The following is a 16,463-nucleotide window of genomic DNA, read 5'->3' as shown; positions in this document are numbered from 1 at the left end:
CATGAGCACTGAATTACTGATCAACGTTACACCGAGCGAAAGTCGCGTTGCGCTAATTGAAAACGGCGTACTGCAAGAGATCCAGCTAGAGCGTATTGGCAACCTTGGCATCGTCGGCAATATTTACCTAGGTAAAATTAGTCGCGTACTTCCGGGCATGCAAGCTGCATTTGTCGATATCGGCTTAGATAAGGCGGCTTTTTTACACGCATCAGACATCGTTAATAGTGCCTCAATTGTTGAAGGTGTTGACGAGCAACCAATTAAAAAAGTGCAAGATATTCGTGAACTAGTGCGCCAAGGCCAATACATCATGGTGCAGGTTGTTAAAGATCCCCTTGGCACTAAAGGCGCGCGTTTAACCACCGACATCACTATTCCTTCACGTTATTTGGTTTTTATGCCAGATGCGACGCATGTTGGTGTGAGCCAGCGTATTGAATCAGAAGATGAGCGTTTACGTCTGAAAAAAATTGTCGCTGAATACGGCGACGAAGACGGCAGCTTTATAGTGCGAACTGCAGCTGAAGGTGCCTCAGAAGCAGAACTGCGTCACGATGCTGAATTCTTAAAAAAATTGTGGCAAAAAATCGTCAACAAACGAAAAAAAATCAGTAAAGAAAGCATCTTACACGAAGACTTAACACTGGCATTTCGTACCTTGCGTGATTACGTTGGTGAAGACATGGAGCGTATTCGTGTTGACTCTAAACTGACCTATCAAGAGCTTAAAGAGTTTACTGAAGAGTTTGTGCCTATTCTGTCTGAAGCACTTGAGTATTATCCTGGTGAACGCCCGATCTTCGATTTATTTGATGTTGAAACCGAAATTCAAAAAGCGTTGCATCGTAAGGTTGAGCTAAAGTCAGGTGGTTATTTAATTATTGATCAAACTGAAGCAATGACCACGGTTGATGTAAATACCGGTGCATTTGTAGGGCATCGTAATTTAGAAGAAACCATTTTTAATACTAATATCGAAGCAACCTCTGCGATTGCTCGTCAGCTACGTTTACGTAACCTAGGCGGTATTATTATTATCGATTTTATTGATATGGTCAGTGATGAGCATAAGCGTCGTGTCTTGCATTCGCTTGAATCAGCGCTGGCAAAAGATCGTGCTAAAGCCAACATAAATGGTCTATCTGCACTAGGCTTAGTAGAGATGACCCGCAAACGTACCCGCGAAAGCTTAGAGCATATTCTTTGTGATGTGTGTCCTGCTTGTTCGGGACGAGGGTCGCAAAAAACGGTTGAAACTGTCTGCTATGAGATTTTACGAGAAATTGTCAGAGTAAATCGCGCTTATGCTGCCGATAAATTTATGGTTTATGCCTCACCATCAGTGAGCGAAGCGTTGCTAAATGATGAATATCATAATTTAGCTGAACTGGAACTATTTATCGGTAAGCAAGTCAGTATTCAAACAGAGAGTTTATATAATCAAGAACAATTTGATGTGGTAATGATGTAATGAAGGCAAAAACGGTCTGCTTTTATTGTTTACGTAAGTTATGGCAAGTATTTGCTATCACTCTCGTACTGCTGGCCGTAGTTGTCTCAGTCGTTAAGTATTCATTACCCTATGCTAATGATTATAAAGATGACATTGAAGTGTTCTTGTATGAGCGCTTTGATGTCAATTTATCAATTGGGTCTATCTCGGCCAGTTGGCAGGGAAAAGGGCCTGCTTTAGTTATCGAAGACATTTCGTTTGAAGATAACCAAACCTCACCGATTGCACTAACCATTGATAAAGCCAGTCTTGAAGTAAACTTATGGGAATCACTAAAAACCCGTCAGCTTAAATCGAGCTACTTTGTGATCAATGGTTTTCATGCTGATGTTGATTTACCCACCATGCTTGATTTGGGGAACACTCAACAAGCAGGCAGCTTTGAGCAAAAAGAGCTGATCGAAGGCTTGTTCCTTGGTGAAACAGGCCACTTTGCGGTGCAAGACAGTAGTTTAAACTTTACCTTGAGTGATGGTAAAAAACGTAAACTCATACTTGAAAACATTGTTTGGCAAAATACCCCAGAACAACATCAGGGATCAGGTAGCTTGGCCTTACCGGGGATCTCGGTGGGTAGTTTTGATGCTCGCATGGCCCTTAATGGCTCAACTCTTGAGACTATGGCCGGTGATATATATGTACAAGCTGCCAATGTCGATGTTTCTAAATGGCTTGCTCAATTTATTAATACCGATAAACAGCAGCTCAGCTCCGATATAAATTTACAAACTTGGTTTAGCCTAGAAAAAGGCTTGATCAGCGATGTAAAAGTGCAATGGCTACCGAGCTTTATTAATTGGCAACAAAACCAAGAAGCACATCAAATAAGTTTAAATGAAGGGGGCTTTCATTTATTTCCTTGGCAAGATAATTGGCGTTTAAAAAGCACGGGTCTTACGTTTGAGCGAGACTTAAAACAGTGGCCAACACTTCAGTTTGAAGCGCAGCTAGGTGATAAAAATCAAATATGGCTTAAGCAGTTTGATTTTGGGCTGTTGGCTAAATTAGCCCAGCTTAGTAACTTTGAAGTGCTGGCACCTTTCTTAGCGCGCCAACCCAAAGGCCAACTCAGCGACGCATATGTTGAATTTGATAACCAAGATCATTGGCAATTGTGGTTTCAAGGTGAGCAGATCAATTGGTTATCATTACAGGGGATTCCTGGTGGCCAAGCAATTCGCGTTGAAGGGTTACTCAACCAATCAGCAGGGCGCATTCAATTATACGGTGAAAACAATCAGCTGTTGACCAATGGCAGTTTCAGCCAAGATATTCCCTATAACCAGTTAAATGTAGAGCTTGATTTACATCACTTTGATGATGGCTGGCGCATTAGCAGCGATAATATTTGGCTTGATAACGATGAAGTCACGCTTGCTGCAGAGATGAAACTAAGCCTGACTGACGAACCGCGTCTTGACTTATATGCCGAAGCCTATGCAGCCGATGCTAAGGTTGCAGGACACTACTTTCCGCTACCTGTAATGAGTGAAAAGCTCGTTAATTATTTGAATGGGGCAATTAAGGGCGGCGAAGTAAATAAAGCGCAGGTATTGTTTTCTGGGCCATTTAAAGGGTTTCCATTTAAAGAGCAACAAGGTCAATTTGAAGTCTTAGCAAATGTCGAGAATGCCAAGTACAAGTTTTCACCAAGCTGGCCTGAGGTTGAAGAAGCCAACGTTATTTTGCACTTTGAAAACGAACGCATGGATATTTATAGTAAATCCGGCAAATTAGTTAACTTAGCGCTTGATGATAGTGTTCATGTGAGCATTGCTGATCTGATGCATGCTGATATGTTAAAAGTTGCTATAAATAAGCGTGCTCACGGTAGTAAGCTTAAACCTTTCTTTGCTGCTACACCTCTGGCAAAGCCGCTTGCAAATGTATTTGATGTTGTACAAGCGCAGGGAGAAGCAACAGCAGCTATCGATTTATTGGTTAACTTACGTTCAGGCCATGTTGATGCTGTAGGCGAGGTTGAATTAGCTAACTTACCCGTTTACTTAGCCCAGCCGGGAATTACGCTGAGCCATATGACAGGCATAGTTAAATTTAATAACGACAAAATTGTGCTAAACAATGCCCAGGCAAACTGGTTAGGGATGCCACTTACCGCAAGCTTTAATAGTGAAAATGTTGGTGATAACTACCGAGCTGAAATTGCCATAGAGCTTGCCCTTGAGGCAGACCCATTGATTGAGCAAGCACATGGCTTATTGTCTGGCTATTTAGCAGGGCAAAGCAACATTGATGTTGGTATATCGCTTAACTTTTTACCTAATGACTTTAATTATCGTGCAGACATAACGGGTAATTTAGTGGGGGTTGCTAGCCAACTACCTGCACCTTATAACAAAAATGCAGAACAAACTTGGCCACTAAATGCGGTTGTGCAAGGTGATCATATTTCTAATTTAATCACGGCTAATATCGATAATAAGCTGTTTTTTAATGCGATTTTAGATAATGGCAAAAAGAAGTTTAATAATGCTCACCTTATTTTAGGGTCACAAGATTTAGGGTTAAATCGTGAAGGGTTTGCGGTATCAATCGATTTACCAGAAACCGAAATAATGCCTTGGTTTGGCTTAATTGATCAAATTATTGCGCTTACCAAAGTTAAGTCAGATGCGCCTAGTGTGATGCCAGCTTTTAACAATGTAACTGGCAAATTTAACAAACTTGCACTGAATAATATTGATTTTAATGACTTTGAATTTAGATTAGCGCCAAAACAATCAGACTTAGAGTTAAAGTTAAATGCCAAAGAATTACGTGCTGACGCACTTATTCCAACCGGTGAAACGCGCAGGCCGATTCAAATTTTTACCGACTACTTACGGATGAATTTTTCGCCAAATGAAAGCGAGCCTTCATCTGATAAAAGTGAACCAGAGGATTTAAGTTGGCTTACGAATATACCTGCAATCGAGTTTTATTGTGAAGACTGTAAAGTAGGCCAATATCAATTAGACAAAGTAAAAAGCAGTTTAGTCGGTGAGCAAAATAAGTTGATATTCTCTGAGCTTGTAATTGATAAAGGTGATCATGTATTACGCGCAAAAGGACAATTTGCCGATGGCTTAACTCAGTTTAGTGGTAATTTAGAAAGTGATGATATTGGTGAATTATTTGATGAGTTTGAATTAACCACCACAGTAAAAGATTCAGACGCCAATATTAAGTTTGATTTAGCATGGCAAGGCGCACCCTATAGCTTTGATGTACCAAGTTTAGCTGGTGAATTAGATTGGCGTTTAGGTGAAGGGCACCTTGCTGAGATTAGTGATGGTGGTGCGCGAGTATTCTCATTACTGAGTTTAGATTCGTTAGTGCGTAAGCTGAAACTCGATTTTAGAGATGTATTCTCTAAAGGTTTTTTCTATAACAGTATGCAAGGCACCATGCAGCTAGAAAAGGGCATTGCTTATACTCAAGATACCAAGCTTGATGGTGTGCCTGCCGATTTAACGATTAAAGGGCATACAGACCTAAATACCTTTGAAATTGATTACGACCTTGCAGTTGCCCCGCAGGTGACATCGAGTATTCCCGTTATTGTGGCATGGATGGTCAACCCGGTAAGCGGGCTTGCAGCGCTTGCCATCGATAAAGTGATTCATTCAGCGCGAGTGATCTCAGAGATCAACTTTAAAGTAACAGGAAGTATGAACGACCCTGTAGTGAAAGAAATAGATCGTAAGAGCCGTGAAGTGACATTACCGCAAGCAGCGCAAAGCCAACCGCAGTCTTCTAGCCAATTAAAGTTAAAAGATGCCGCATCTTCAGCGAGTTTAGATACCAATGAAGGCTAATAATCAGCCACAGGTTGTGGCAGTACAAATGTGCTCAAGCATGAATGCTGAGCAAAACCTCGCTTTTCTGGCGGATACATTATTAAAGCTACCTGCAACTCGCCCATTGCTTGTGTGTTTACCTGAGAGCTTTTTGATCTTTAGTAAGCAAAGCCAAGCAAGCTATCAATTAGGTCACCAAAGCGAGACTTATAAAGCGAAACTTGCCGATTTATGTAAGCAACATGATATTTGGTTAGCGGCTGGTACACTGCCTGTGTCGCAGCAAAATGGTAAGTATCTAGCGGCCTCGTTTTTATTTAACAACCAAGGTGATGTGGTTGCGCAATACAACAAAATTCACTTATTTGATGTGGATGTTGCCGATACTACGCGCAGTTACCGAGAGTCTGATGCGACAGAAGCCGGCAAGGATATTGTGGTGGTTGATTCGCCATTTGGTAAAATTGGCTTAGCAGTATGTTATGATCTACGTTTTAGTGGCTTATTCACTGCCATGCAGCGTCAAGGAGCTGAGCTTATTTTAGTGCCTAGTGCCTTTACCACAGTCACCGGTGCTGCTCATTGGCATATTTTATTAGCTGCGCGCGCAATCGAAACACAATGCTATGTGGTTGCTGCAGCGCAGTGGGGCGAGCACGAAAATGGCCGCCACACTTATGGCCACAGCATAATTATTTCACCATGGGGAGAAACGCTCAGTGAGCTTGCCTCTGGTACCGGGTTTATCAGCCATGGGCTTGATTTAAACCGCTTGAATACAATTCGCCAAGACATGCCTGTGCAGTCTCAGCAACGATTTAGAGAGCATTTATTATGAACACGGTTGAACAGCATTTATTACATGACAGCCAACTAACGAGAGAAGAATTAGAAAAAACGCTCGCTTTTATTCATCAACATCAAGTTGATTATGCCGACCTGTATTTTCAATCGAGTCACCACGAATCTTGGGTACTTGAAGATGGCTTAGTGAAAGAAGGATCATACAACGTTGAGCGTGGTGTGGGTGTGCGTGCTGTTAGTGGTGAAAAAACTGGTTTTTCATACTCAGATGCGATTAACCTTGAAGCGTTAAATAAAGCCGCAACTGCAGCACGCAGCATTGCCAATGCTGGCGAAAACAAAACGATTCAGGTGTTCAGTGATGTAGCTGCTAAACAGCAGTATGCGCCGCATCAACCAATTCAAAGCATGAGCAACGATGACAAAGTAAGCCTGCTTCGTGAACTAGAAAACTATATTCGTGAATTAGCGCCGGATGCTGAGCAAGTGATCAGCTCAATGTCGGCGGTTTATGAAGAAGTGTTAATTGCTGCAAGTGATGGCACCTTTGCCACCGATATTCGCCCGCTTATTCGCTTAAATTGCTCAGTGTTACTTGAGAAGAACGGCCGTCGTGAGCGCGGTGGTGCAGGGGGCGGTGCGCGTTTAGATTATGGCTATTTTAAAGAATTAGTCGATGGCAAACCGCGTTGGATGGAATACGCTGAAGAAGCTGTTCGCCAAGCAAAAGTAAACCTAGAAGCAATCGATGCACCTGCCGGTAGTATGGAAGTCGTGCTCGGCGCAGGTTGGCCTGGCGTGTTACTACACGAAGCGGTAGGCCATGGTCTAGAAGGTGACTTTAACCGTAAAGGCGCATCAGCGTTTAGCGGTAAAGTAGGTCAAAAGGTGGCATCTGAGCTGTGTACAGTCGTGGATGACGGCACTATTGCTGATCGCCGTGGTTCATTAAACGTAGATGATGAAGGGACACCAGCTGAGTATAACGTGCTTATTGAAAACGGTATTCTAAAAGGCTACATGCAAGATAAGCTAAATGCCCGTTTGATGGGTGTAAACCCTACTGGTAATGCGCGCCGCGAATCGTATGCTCACTTACCTATGCCGCGAATGACCAACACCTATATGTTAGGTGGCGAGCACAGCCAAGCCGATATCATCAGCTCGGTGAAAAAAGGTATCTTCGCGCCTAACTTCGGTGGTGGCCAAGTGGATATTACGTCAGGTAAGTTTGTATTTAGCGCCTCTGAAGCTTACTTAATTGAAAACGGTAAAATTACGCAACCTATCAAAGGCGCGACACTGATTGGCAATGGCCCAGAAGTGATGCAGCAAATTTCGATGGTAGGTAACGACTTAGCCCTTGATAAAGGCGTTGGCGTATGTGGTAAAGATGGCCAAAGCGTACCTGTTGGTGTGGGTCAGCCAAGCCTTAAAATTGATAACCTTACTGTGGGTGGTACGGCTTAAAAGACTCCATCACATGGCAGGTTAAACTCTTAACCTGCCTCATTTATCTTTGCTTTCTGTTTACACAAAAACTTACACAAATTTTGTATCAATAAAGGTACTTTTGTCGTTAACTTAATTGTGTGAGCTAACCTATTGCTTACAGCAAAAATAAAAATAGCATTATAGGATCAAGATATGAAAGCAATTCCAATTGTACTTGCACTTGCTATGCTGGCAGGCTGTGCATCACAGGCCGTAGTTGATGGGGCTGAAAATGAAATCTACGCTGAGCATGAGTGTCTAGGTGGTGAACTCGAAACCGATTACAGCTATACGATTTTTAGCACCGATGATGACGACAGCAAAAAGGCTGAGGTTAAATCGACCTGTCATCCAGTAAAAACCGAAAGTGAATTCGAGCGCGATTTACGTAATGGTGGTTAACCATTCGTTTAAAGTGGCTTAATTACTTAATTAAGCCACTTTAAATACTAATAAAACGCTAAAAAGTAATAAGCATCCATATACCTGCGGCTATCATAAATAAGTTCTCACTCAGTGAGATAAAGCCGAGCGGCACATTACTGTCGCCACCAACACAGGCGCATTTCAGCTCTCGTTTATCGATATACACAGCTTTAATAACCGATACCGCACCTATGCCACCAATAAATAGTGAAAAGGGTGCTACAGCTAAGGCGGGTAATTCAGCCACCATACCAATCGCTACATACGCCTCGATAAAGGGATAGACATAGGCATAGGGCACAATGCGCATCGCCAGTAAGTCATAGGTAATAAATGAGTTAGAAAAGCTGTATAAGTCTTGCAACTTTTGTATCGCTAGTACCGCCATTGATAATGCAACGAACAGCATCAGGTTCTGCACAGAGAATAAAGCCTCACCGCTGGCATAAGTAAAACCGCAGCTCAGTAGCATAGCCACAGCGAAAATGGCTAAAACTGGGGTATAACTGGTACCTTGTTGGCCAGCCTCGGGCAGATTAAAAAAGTCGCGCAACTCATCGTAACCACCAATGCGTTTATCATTGATAAAGGTTTGTGGTGTGGTTTTTACATCATGCTGCTGTTTGAATTCGTCAGTTTGCTCACGGCTGGTTAAATGACGATCATCAACATCGTAACCATTACGCTCTAATAAATCTTTTGATTTTAAACCGAATGGGCAAATATGCTCATCGGTTACCATGCGATATAAAATTGCAGACTTAGACACAGTGCCTCCTTGTAAAAATGCCTTGTTTACTGCGTAATAATTGCTTAATTACACAGTAAATAAGGGCAAATTGTTGCTATAACTGGTTACTTTATTAACAGTTACAAGGTTTGTGCCAGCACTGTTTATTGCTTCTAATAGCCTATACTCTCCCTTATAGCTGTACTTTCAAGTAAGTTAGTTAATGGCAATTTTTACCTGAATAAGTTAGAATTATTAGTATCACAGGAGGGGTTATGGCTACCAAAACAGCTAAGACAAGCAATCAGCAAAAGACTAAGTTTACGCCAGATATGGATAACTTTAAGGTCAGTTTAAGCTATGAAGGTCTAACGCTGAAAACTAATAGTGAAGGCAAAAGTATTGCTGAATTGAAGCGTAAATATGCGCGATAAATACGGGGTAGCTCAAGATAAATATTGCTACCCTGCCTCTGATGTATTAATTAATCTATTAGGTATTCGAGAATCGGATATATTAGATCAAGCCGAAGCTGAGTTTACCGCTGAACGCTATAGAACCTATGACCCCCCCCAACAACCTCTCTCTAAGTTCTCACTTGAGCATTTAAAACACCTTCATCATCACTTATTCCAAGATTTATATGTGTGGGCAGGTCAAATTAGGGATGTTGACATCTCAAAGGGTAATACCCGCTTTTGTACTTGGACGCGTATTGAGCCTGAAGCTAACAAATTATTTCGAACCCTTCCGGCAATATCGAATTGTCAGAATAATGATGAACTAATTGAAAAAGTGGCAGATTTGTTTTGTGAGCTTAATTTACTTCATCCATTCCGTGAAGGTAACGGCAGAGTACTACGTTTCTTTTTTGAAGAAATGTTATATAGCATCGGCTATAAGATTTCGTGGCCTCCAATCTCTCAGCAAGAGTGGATTGATGCGAATATTGCAGGTGTTAATTTAAACCTAGATTTGCTTAAACATATTTTTAGTCAAGCTATTTCTGAGCTTTGATAGTGTACTGAAATCATTGCCAAATTTACCCAATAAAAAACCTTGTGGCAGCACCACAAGGTTTTAAAATTGACTCGCAACTCGCAACTCGCAACTCGCAACTCGCAACTCGCAACTCGCAACTCGCAACTCGCAACTCGCAACTCACAACGCAAGCTTATCTCATCGTACATTCGTACTGTTACACGTAGAATCTGGAAGGTTTCTGTAAAGCCTTTAGTTATAAGGACTATGCGTGTTTTCCAGAAAAATAGCAGATCCCCACAATTTTTCCCGAAAAAACAAATCGCCTATCGTATTTTCCAGATTTTATAGGGGGCGGCTTCACGTCCTAGTAAGCTGGATACTTAATCATTTTTCTTGAAGTGATAGACTTTAATCTCATCACCTTGGACTCTCATTGATGATATCAAATTATGTTGTAAACAGATCAGCAGTAGTGCATACACTTCTGGTGTATACTCGCAAGCTTTTTTGCTAAGTGACCACTCTGTGCCTATGGTCTCTTCAATCAAGACTTTGATTCGACTCTTATGATGACTAGCTTGGCCTATCAGGAGGCTCAGCTTTTCATTAAGCTCTAAAGGCACATTTTTCAACAGTGATAATATTTGGCTTTCCTCCAGTTCATAGGTTCTGCGAACTCCTATCTCATCAAGGTGTTTTTGAATGTTATGTCCATTGTCTTTTTTGATAAGCCCAGAAAGTGGTTTATCAATTAAAATGCTTTGGCTTAAAAGGTGAAACCAATACTCTTTAGGAGTGGAACTACCTAAATAAGATTTCCAGCCTAGCAAAACCTTATCTCTAAACTGTTCATCAAGTAACGGCAAAATATTTGAAAAGTCATCAGAATCAATTTTAAAGTCGTTTTCATCGATTAGTTCGGGGAATTGCTTAACTAATTGATATGCAGCATCAGTGTGCCCATTGAGCTTAAAATTATTAAACAACTCAAGAGATGGTTTTATATGTCTAACATCAATCATGGAGATTACATGTTCTTGACTAAGCTCAAGTAATTCATCGTTTGAGAAATGGATGTTCAAATGATGAATGTAGTTTGCAAAGACTTTTGTACTAGCTATATGCTCTAGCAGTATACTTTTAAGCAAAGTTTTACATTCTTGACTGCAATTAGCATCTTCAGCTAACAGAAGTTGTTGGCAATTTTTATCTTCTAAAACGGACAACACAATTTGTGTTTCTGGCTTTTCTTTAATTTTGAGTAGCTCCTCAATTACAGTCCAACTAATTAGTATCTTGTTGGCAGAAATTAAAGCAGCCCAATACTCCGTAGGTACGGCCTCCAATGTTTTGAGTTGGAACTTGACGGGAGTTAGTGCATCAATAATTAGGTTCTGACCTAAGTCAGAACCTAATATTTCTAGAATAAACGAGTTGGGGACGTTCTCGATGTAGCCCTGTTTTACTAGTTCGACGAACTTGCTGAAATTCTTGTTTGCAAATGACTCGATGCTTTTAAACTGAGTTATCAATTCAAATGAGACAGGTAACTCAATTTTCCTTTCTAAATATACGCTTAATGCCGATGTGAGAGTGTCGGAAGTGAACTCAACGATGCCTGCTTCAACAGCACTTTTAACTAATTCTCTGAGATGAGGAGCTTCATCAAGGCTGCTTATTAGTATACCTGCCTCTTTAAAAGAGCTGATAATTCTCTGGTGGTGGTTTTGACGAGAAAGAGCTTCGAGTAAACATGCTTCTGACCCTAAGTGATTTTGCAGGTAAGAAACCTCGTCATCATCTTCAGCGTAACAGGTTAAATCAGATAGTAATTCGCACCCTTCTAGGGATGAGAGCTCAGATATACTACTAGTAATATCTGAGATTACTGAATCCCAAAGAACTTCTTCCCAGTTAGGGATTGTTTGCCGAAGCTTATAGAGGCGTGTTGCACATGAAGGGTGGTCGATAAATTGGAATTGTTTTAATTTTTCCAGAAAAGTCCCATGACTATCAGATTTTAATAGGAATTGGAGTAGACCGTAGTTAAATGCCGCTGGTGAAGACGCGTCACCGTTGCTTAGAAATGACATGATCTCTGAATAGTTACTTGACTCATACATTGGATCAAACTCTTGTCGATCTCTTAGTGCTTGTAAAAATTCAAAGTCCCTACCTGTCAGTTTTCCTTCTAAAACGTGATTTAAATAAAGGCCATAGTGCTCATCTATAAGGCCATCCCGCAGCAACATTTTTAATACAGGCATACCTTCTGGTACCCAATCTTCCTGAGGGTTACACTCCATTGCTTCCGACAAAGACCAGGTGATTGAGCGAGTTACTGATAGCTTACTTTTTAACTCATACATCTCTCTTATACGTTGCTTTGTTCTATCCTTGTCTTTTGTGCGAATGCTATGAAGCCTTTTCCTTAGCTCATCAGCCGAGAGATGAGGGTCTTTAAAGTCTTTACTAGATGCAAATTGGCTGTTTGTTTTCGACCCTCTTATAAACCTTATTGGTGCCTGGTTGTGAGTTAACTTTTTCGACAGCAAACTTACTAAGTCATCAATCCCAATTTCTTCGACTGAACTACCATAGATAGTCAATATTTTATCTACGTTGAGTTCTTTGCTCAGTCGTCCAAGCACTATCAAAAAATAATCTTGTTCATTATTTAGTAGTTCGTTAGCTGCATCTTGATCTTCTTGTAGCAAAGTGTCATAGCGATCGGATAACTCTTTATCTCTTTGCTGTCGGATTCGTTCTTTGACCTGAACAGCATGGTCGATAGCACTAATATCGTTGGTGTATAGTTTGGCAAAGTCGTTGCTATATAGGTTTTTATAAACGATGAAGGACAGTAGTCGTTCATAATTATTTCCACCGTTTTGTGCGTTAAGAATGGTTTTATATGCATAAAACTCGTTGACAATATTCCTCAGCACTCTCATGTCTGGTACCGCCACCGAAACTTTTCTAATAACTCCCTCTAATTGCTCGGCCAAAATAGAGTCTGGGAAAAGCCCTTTAAATCTTTCGTAAGCGTTAAACGGGGACATTACGGGTATAAGTGGAATGATTGCATCGAAGAACTTGGTCCTATCACACCCTTGGAAAATATCATCACGGACTGCGTAAATAAAGCGAACAGGGTTATCTATTCTTGCACTTTGATTGACTATTTTATTTAGTTCTTTCAAGCTTTCAAAAACTTGCGGAATATTAAACCTATCTAGATCCTCTATAACAACGATATCGGATTTAGTTGCGATAAAGAACCTTAATAGTTCTTCAAGGTGTAAACTAAAGGAAATACTCTCTTGGGCAATCGGCTTAAAATCAAAACTACCACCTTTTGGATTGACGCTAGTCAGCCTATTTTTAGATAAATATCGAAATACATCAGTAAGAACGCACACTGGCACCGCTAACAAGTAGCTAAATATGCCTATCTTCCATATCGGTACATTATTACTAAGCAATCCATCTTTGATCCACTGGAGAAGGTCTCCCTTGCCTGATAGAAGGCAATATCCAGCTAGCACTCCCCAAAAAATAAGTACAATAGCTTGAATGTATGATAATAGCTCATCCCTTTTTCGGTAAACTGGAAAGCTAAATTTTGATCCAAGACTCTCCAGACCTGAATGTTGGTATAGAAGCTGTCTCGCTATGGCCTGTTCTAACTCTTTTACTTCTTTGTTACCTTCACTACTTTTGCTTTCCTCGGAGTTTGTTGGGGGAAGATAAGTTCCTAAGGAGATAAATTTGGTTTTTAGATGGGGCCTACTTTTAAAGTATGTGCCCAGCAATGTCGATTTACCACTACCGTATGGGCCTGTTATTGCTATTTCTTTTACGTTTTCAGAGCAATCAGTTATAAAGTAGTCTAGCTGCTTGAAGTAATGTTTATAGTCTTTAGGGAGAGTGGTAATTACAGGCGCTAGATGTAGCATTTCATTGTGATTATCATCAAATGAGTTTAGTGAAGTACTCAGTCGCCCTAAAACATTTTGTAAAAATGAGATGACCATTTTTACAATAAACATCTTCACTCGATCCATGTATATACGCTCTTTTTATAATTCATTCCTCAACATAGCATGTAGGTGAATATTGTGCAGCCTTATAGCGTTCAACGTAACTGTTACTGTTTGTCAATTGGGAAGCAGTTTAGAACCTGGCATATGAATTAGTGGTTATGTTATTGAGAAATTACCTAGGCGAACCTAGTGGTTAATGGGCTCATGAGACTGAACTTACTAATTTGGTGAGGTCTTTTGTTTGTTTTCCAATTCACTTAGTAACTTAGTTTTTTCTTGTTCAGTTAACAGTTCAAATAAAATAACAAACTTGGCCATTTCATCGCTTTCGCAAAAGAAGTAGTTTAGCGGAACACCCAGCTCTTCAGCTATTCGTTTTAATGTTTGCAGATCAGGTGTATGCCTGCCTTTTTCGTAATGATTCATACGCCCACTCGCAGAGCCTGGCTCCAGGCCAATTCTAATTCCCAAATCTCGTTGAGAAATATTTGCTCTTGTCCTAGCTTCTTTAAGCCGAATTGGGAGGGGGTTAATAAAATCCAAAGGTAAATCATAATAAAAAGCTGGTACTTAGATTCTCTAAGCTTTACTCTATCATGTATACTTAGGAATCCTAAGCTTTGATCGGGGAATATGAAAGTGAGTAAAACTTACTCAAGTGAATTTAAGTTATTGGCGACAAAAAGAGTACTGTCCGAGGGAGAGCGAGTAGCTGATGTAGCGAAAGACTTGGAGATAGGCCAAAGCACGTTATATGCTTGGATCAAAGCGGCTAAACAAGATGATAGCTTAAACGGTAGCTTGGTCGTTAAATCATTAAAACAGCGCCTCGAAGAAGTGTCAAAAGAGCGTGATATCCTTATCAAGGCTGCGTCAATATTTGCCAAAGAGCTGTACTGAACTGAGATTATTGTTTAAGTTTCTGACTACTAGATAATTATAAACTTATTTCTTGGGTTGCCTTAACTCATTTGAATATACCTCCTCTAACCTTGCAACCAGCTCCACATGCCGTGTAGGCGAATCTCCTGCTATTTAGAGTAACTATCTGCTTTTTATTTCGTGTGCCGCACAAAGCGGCTGCACTCGCTAAGTGGGTATATCCTTGATACTAAAAATTAACACTTGTAGAACAAGGCAGGATTGTTTAACAATGAGTAGATAACATTAATTCGAGCTCAATTTGACAGTACTAAAAGCTAAGTCACTAAATAAATGTGAATTAGCCTGTCTCGCTCATGAGTGCATAACGGCACTAATTTAAGGATATTTGCATGATAGAAATGTTGATGGATCACAAAGAGTGGATTTTTAGTGGTATTGGTGTAGTTCTCTTGGCGTGGCTCGCAAAACTGAATGTAAAGGCAATACTAAAAGTTCTCATAAAGGTCATAGTTAAAACTTATAGCAATGTGATTAGTCTTTTTTATCTGGAAAGTCACACTGCAAATAATATGAACATTGATCTGCGTCCAAGACATAAACCTTACGAGTTATGGCTGGATGGGTTGCCCAAGTTTAAACTTTGGTTGCGAGGTGCAAACTTCAATCCGTTTGATATCACGATAAAGCAAATAACTATTGAGTTTAACTATGGCGGTGTGGATGTTAAGTGTGACAACTTCATACATAGGTGCATAGTCCCTAGTCCCTAGTCCCTAGATTATCTTTTAACGATGTTATTCTTGTTGAAGGTAATTTGACCGCTGAACAAGCGGACCATATAGCAGGTTTGGAAAATGGGCAAAGTTGCCATGTAAGCATTAAAGCCGTTTTAAAAACTCCCACCAAAGAAATCACTTATGAGCATAACTATATAGACGGTATAGAGCCGGCTCTTGTAAATGCTAATGGCCGTAAAGATAAAGTGCGGAAAAATCTACGCTTGCAGAAGTTGAAAGTGTGATAGTGCAGCTAATCATCGGAGAAATTGCGCCATGGAAGAGTTAATACAGAAACTAGCGACAATAGATGAGTTGGAAACTTGGAAGCTACATTGCCAAGGATATAGTGCTCAAGATAAGAAAGTGGCATTCCAAACAGCTCAACCTCTGTGGGTAAAACGAAAAGCCTCTGAGGGGACGCTATATTTACACCCTGAGGTGATTGGCCAGCTTCGCGATCAAAACTGGATTCCGAATGATCTGCAACTGCGTATGATATGGGCAAGTGTCTTAGCGTCAGCAGAAGGTTTTGACAGTAAAGTTCGTTTTAGATCAATTAAAGCTAGTCTGCGAAAAAGATATGGGCATGATTGGTGGGAAGATGTTTATTATCGGCAAAGGTCTGCATTTGCTGCCAAAGAGCGTATTCGTAGACAATCAGCTGAAAATGGTTTTGCAATTAATACGCTGATTGCCAATACTCATTTATTTAATGGAGCAATGAAAGATCAGGTCAAAGCAGCGTTGAGCATGATACCAAAGAGTTAAAATTACATGGCAAGCAAAAAGCTCTAATTCAACACTCTGGAAAGTACTTTTAACTGAACAAGTTTTAACTTAATTTGTCAGATTCGCTAAATAGGAATTTATCAAATCAGAGCCTGTTCAGCACCAGGAGTGGATCAGCAGCGTAACTCGTTTCTGTCGGATAGACGACACCTGTTACCAAGTGTCGCCCTCCTAAGAACCGTACGTGCAACTTTCACTGCATACGGCTCA

14 protein-coding genes are annotated in these 16,463 nt (G+C 40.6%); 11 read left to right on the top strand and 3 right to left on the bottom strand.

The genetic code is table 11. The features are described 5' to 3' along the window. The first annotated feature begins 1 nt into the window (after nucleotide 1). The 5 genes from rng to QL229_RS17200 all read left to right on the top strand — a co-directional run bounded on the left by rng (nucleotide 2) and on the right by QL229_RS17200 (nucleotide 8,016). Entirely contained in the window at nucleotides 2-1,474 is a 1,473-nt protein-coding gene (rng, locus tag QL229_RS17220; protein WP_135922712.1) for a ribonuclease G, read from the top strand. Next, entirely contained in the window at nucleotides 1,474-5,334 is a 3,861-nt protein-coding gene (locus tag QL229_RS17215; protein WP_281547219.1) for a YhdP family protein, read from the top strand. Before rng ends, QL229_RS17215 begins: the two co-directional genes overlap by 1 nt. Continuing rightward, nucleotides 5,324-6,154 carry a carbon-nitrogen hydrolase family protein gene (locus QL229_RS17210; protein ID WP_235382205.1) on the top strand — a complete coding sequence of 277 codons (831 nt, stop codon included), beginning with the start codon at nucleotides 5,324-5,326 and terminating at the stop codon, nucleotides 6,152-6,154. Before QL229_RS17215 ends, QL229_RS17210 begins: the two co-directional genes overlap by 11 nt. Beyond that, complete coding sequence (tldD, locus tag QL229_RS17205; RefSeq protein ID WP_281547218.1) at nucleotides 6,151-7,590, top strand: metalloprotease TldD; 1,440 nt, start codon at nucleotides 6,151-6,153, stop codon at nucleotides 7,588-7,590. The genes QL229_RS17210 and tldD overlap by 4 nt, the downstream gene beginning before the upstream one ends. A gap of 177 nt (nucleotides 7,591-7,767) precedes the next feature. Next, on the top strand, nucleotides 7,768-8,016 hold the full coding sequence (locus QL229_RS17200; protein ID WP_171040391.1) for a hypothetical protein: 249 nt from the start codon (nucleotides 7,768-7,770) through the stop codon (nucleotides 8,014-8,016). A 58-nt stretch (nucleotides 8,017-8,074) separates the two neighbouring features. Here the strand turns inward: QL229_RS17200 and QL229_RS17195 are convergent, their stop codons facing one another. Further along, nucleotides 8,075-8,809 (bottom strand): MauE/DoxX family redox-associated membrane protein, encoded by a 735-nt coding sequence (locus QL229_RS17195; RefSeq protein WP_138557062.1) that lies wholly within the window; start codon nucleotides 8,807-8,809, stop codon nucleotides 8,075-8,077. Nucleotides 8,810-9,045: 236 nt separating this feature from the next. On the opposite strand from QL229_RS17195, the gene QL229_RS17190 reads away from it, so the two are divergent. Together QL229_RS17190 and QL229_RS17185 are read left to right on the top strand one after the other, a co-directional pair. Further along, the gene (locus tag QL229_RS17190; protein ID WP_168246699.1) at nucleotides 9,046-9,204 is read left to right on the top strand and encodes a hypothetical protein; all 159 of its coding nucleotides are present in this window, start codon (nucleotides 9,046-9,048) and stop codon (nucleotides 9,202-9,204) included. Then, nucleotides 9,194-9,787: a Fic family protein gene (locus tag QL229_RS17185; RefSeq protein ID WP_281547217.1), complete on the top strand. Its 594-nt coding sequence runs from the start codon at nucleotides 9,194-9,196 to the stop codon at nucleotides 9,785-9,787. The genes QL229_RS17190 and QL229_RS17185 overlap by 11 nt, the downstream gene beginning before the upstream one ends. A gap of 347 nt (nucleotides 9,788-10,134) precedes the next feature. Here the strand turns inward: QL229_RS17185 and QL229_RS17180 are convergent, their stop codons facing one another. Together QL229_RS17180 and QL229_RS17175 are read right to left on the bottom strand one after the other, a co-directional pair. Then, a complete protein-coding gene (locus QL229_RS17180) occupies nucleotides 10,135-13,821 on the bottom strand; it encodes a hypothetical protein (protein ID WP_281547216.1) in 3,687 nt (1,228 codons plus the stop codon). A gap of 198 nt (nucleotides 13,822-14,019) precedes the next feature. After that, a complete protein-coding gene (locus tag QL229_RS17175) occupies nucleotides 14,020-14,343 on the bottom strand; it encodes a helix-turn-helix domain-containing protein (protein WP_281547215.1) in 324 nt (107 codons plus the stop codon). Between the two features lie 96 nt (nucleotides 14,344-14,439). Between QL229_RS17175 and QL229_RS17170 the strand changes: the two genes are divergently transcribed. The 4 genes from QL229_RS17170 (at nucleotide 14,440) to QL229_RS17155 (ending at nucleotide 16,232) form a co-directional block, all read left to right on the top strand. Next, complete coding sequence (locus QL229_RS17170; RefSeq protein ID WP_281547214.1) at nucleotides 14,440-14,700, top strand: transposase; 261 nt, start codon at nucleotides 14,440-14,442, stop codon at nucleotides 14,698-14,700. 374 nt (nucleotides 14,701-15,074) lie between these two features. Further along, nucleotides 15,075-15,455, top strand: coding sequence for a hypothetical protein (locus tag QL229_RS17165; RefSeq protein WP_281547213.1), 381 nt, complete (start codon nucleotides 15,075-15,077; stop codon nucleotides 15,453-15,455). Between the two features lie 44 nt (nucleotides 15,456-15,499). After that, entirely contained in the window at nucleotides 15,500-15,706 is a 207-nt protein-coding gene (locus QL229_RS17160) for a hypothetical protein (protein WP_281547212.1), read from the top strand. Between the two features lie 31 nt (nucleotides 15,707-15,737). Continuing rightward, a complete protein-coding gene (locus QL229_RS17155; RefSeq protein WP_281547211.1) occupies nucleotides 15,738-16,232 on the top strand; it encodes a hypothetical protein in 495 nt (164 codons plus the stop codon). The last annotated feature ends 231 nt before the right edge of the window (nucleotides 16,233-16,463 follow it).

Source organism: Pseudoalteromonas sp. PAR1 (assembly GCF_947311895.1).
GTDB classification, from domain to species: Bacteria; Pseudomonadota; Gammaproteobacteria; order Enterobacterales; family Alteromonadaceae; genus Pseudoalteromonas; species Pseudoalteromonas lipolytica_C.
Note: the sequence above shows the minus strand (reverse complement) of the source record. Positions and strands in the feature narration are given on the sequence as shown.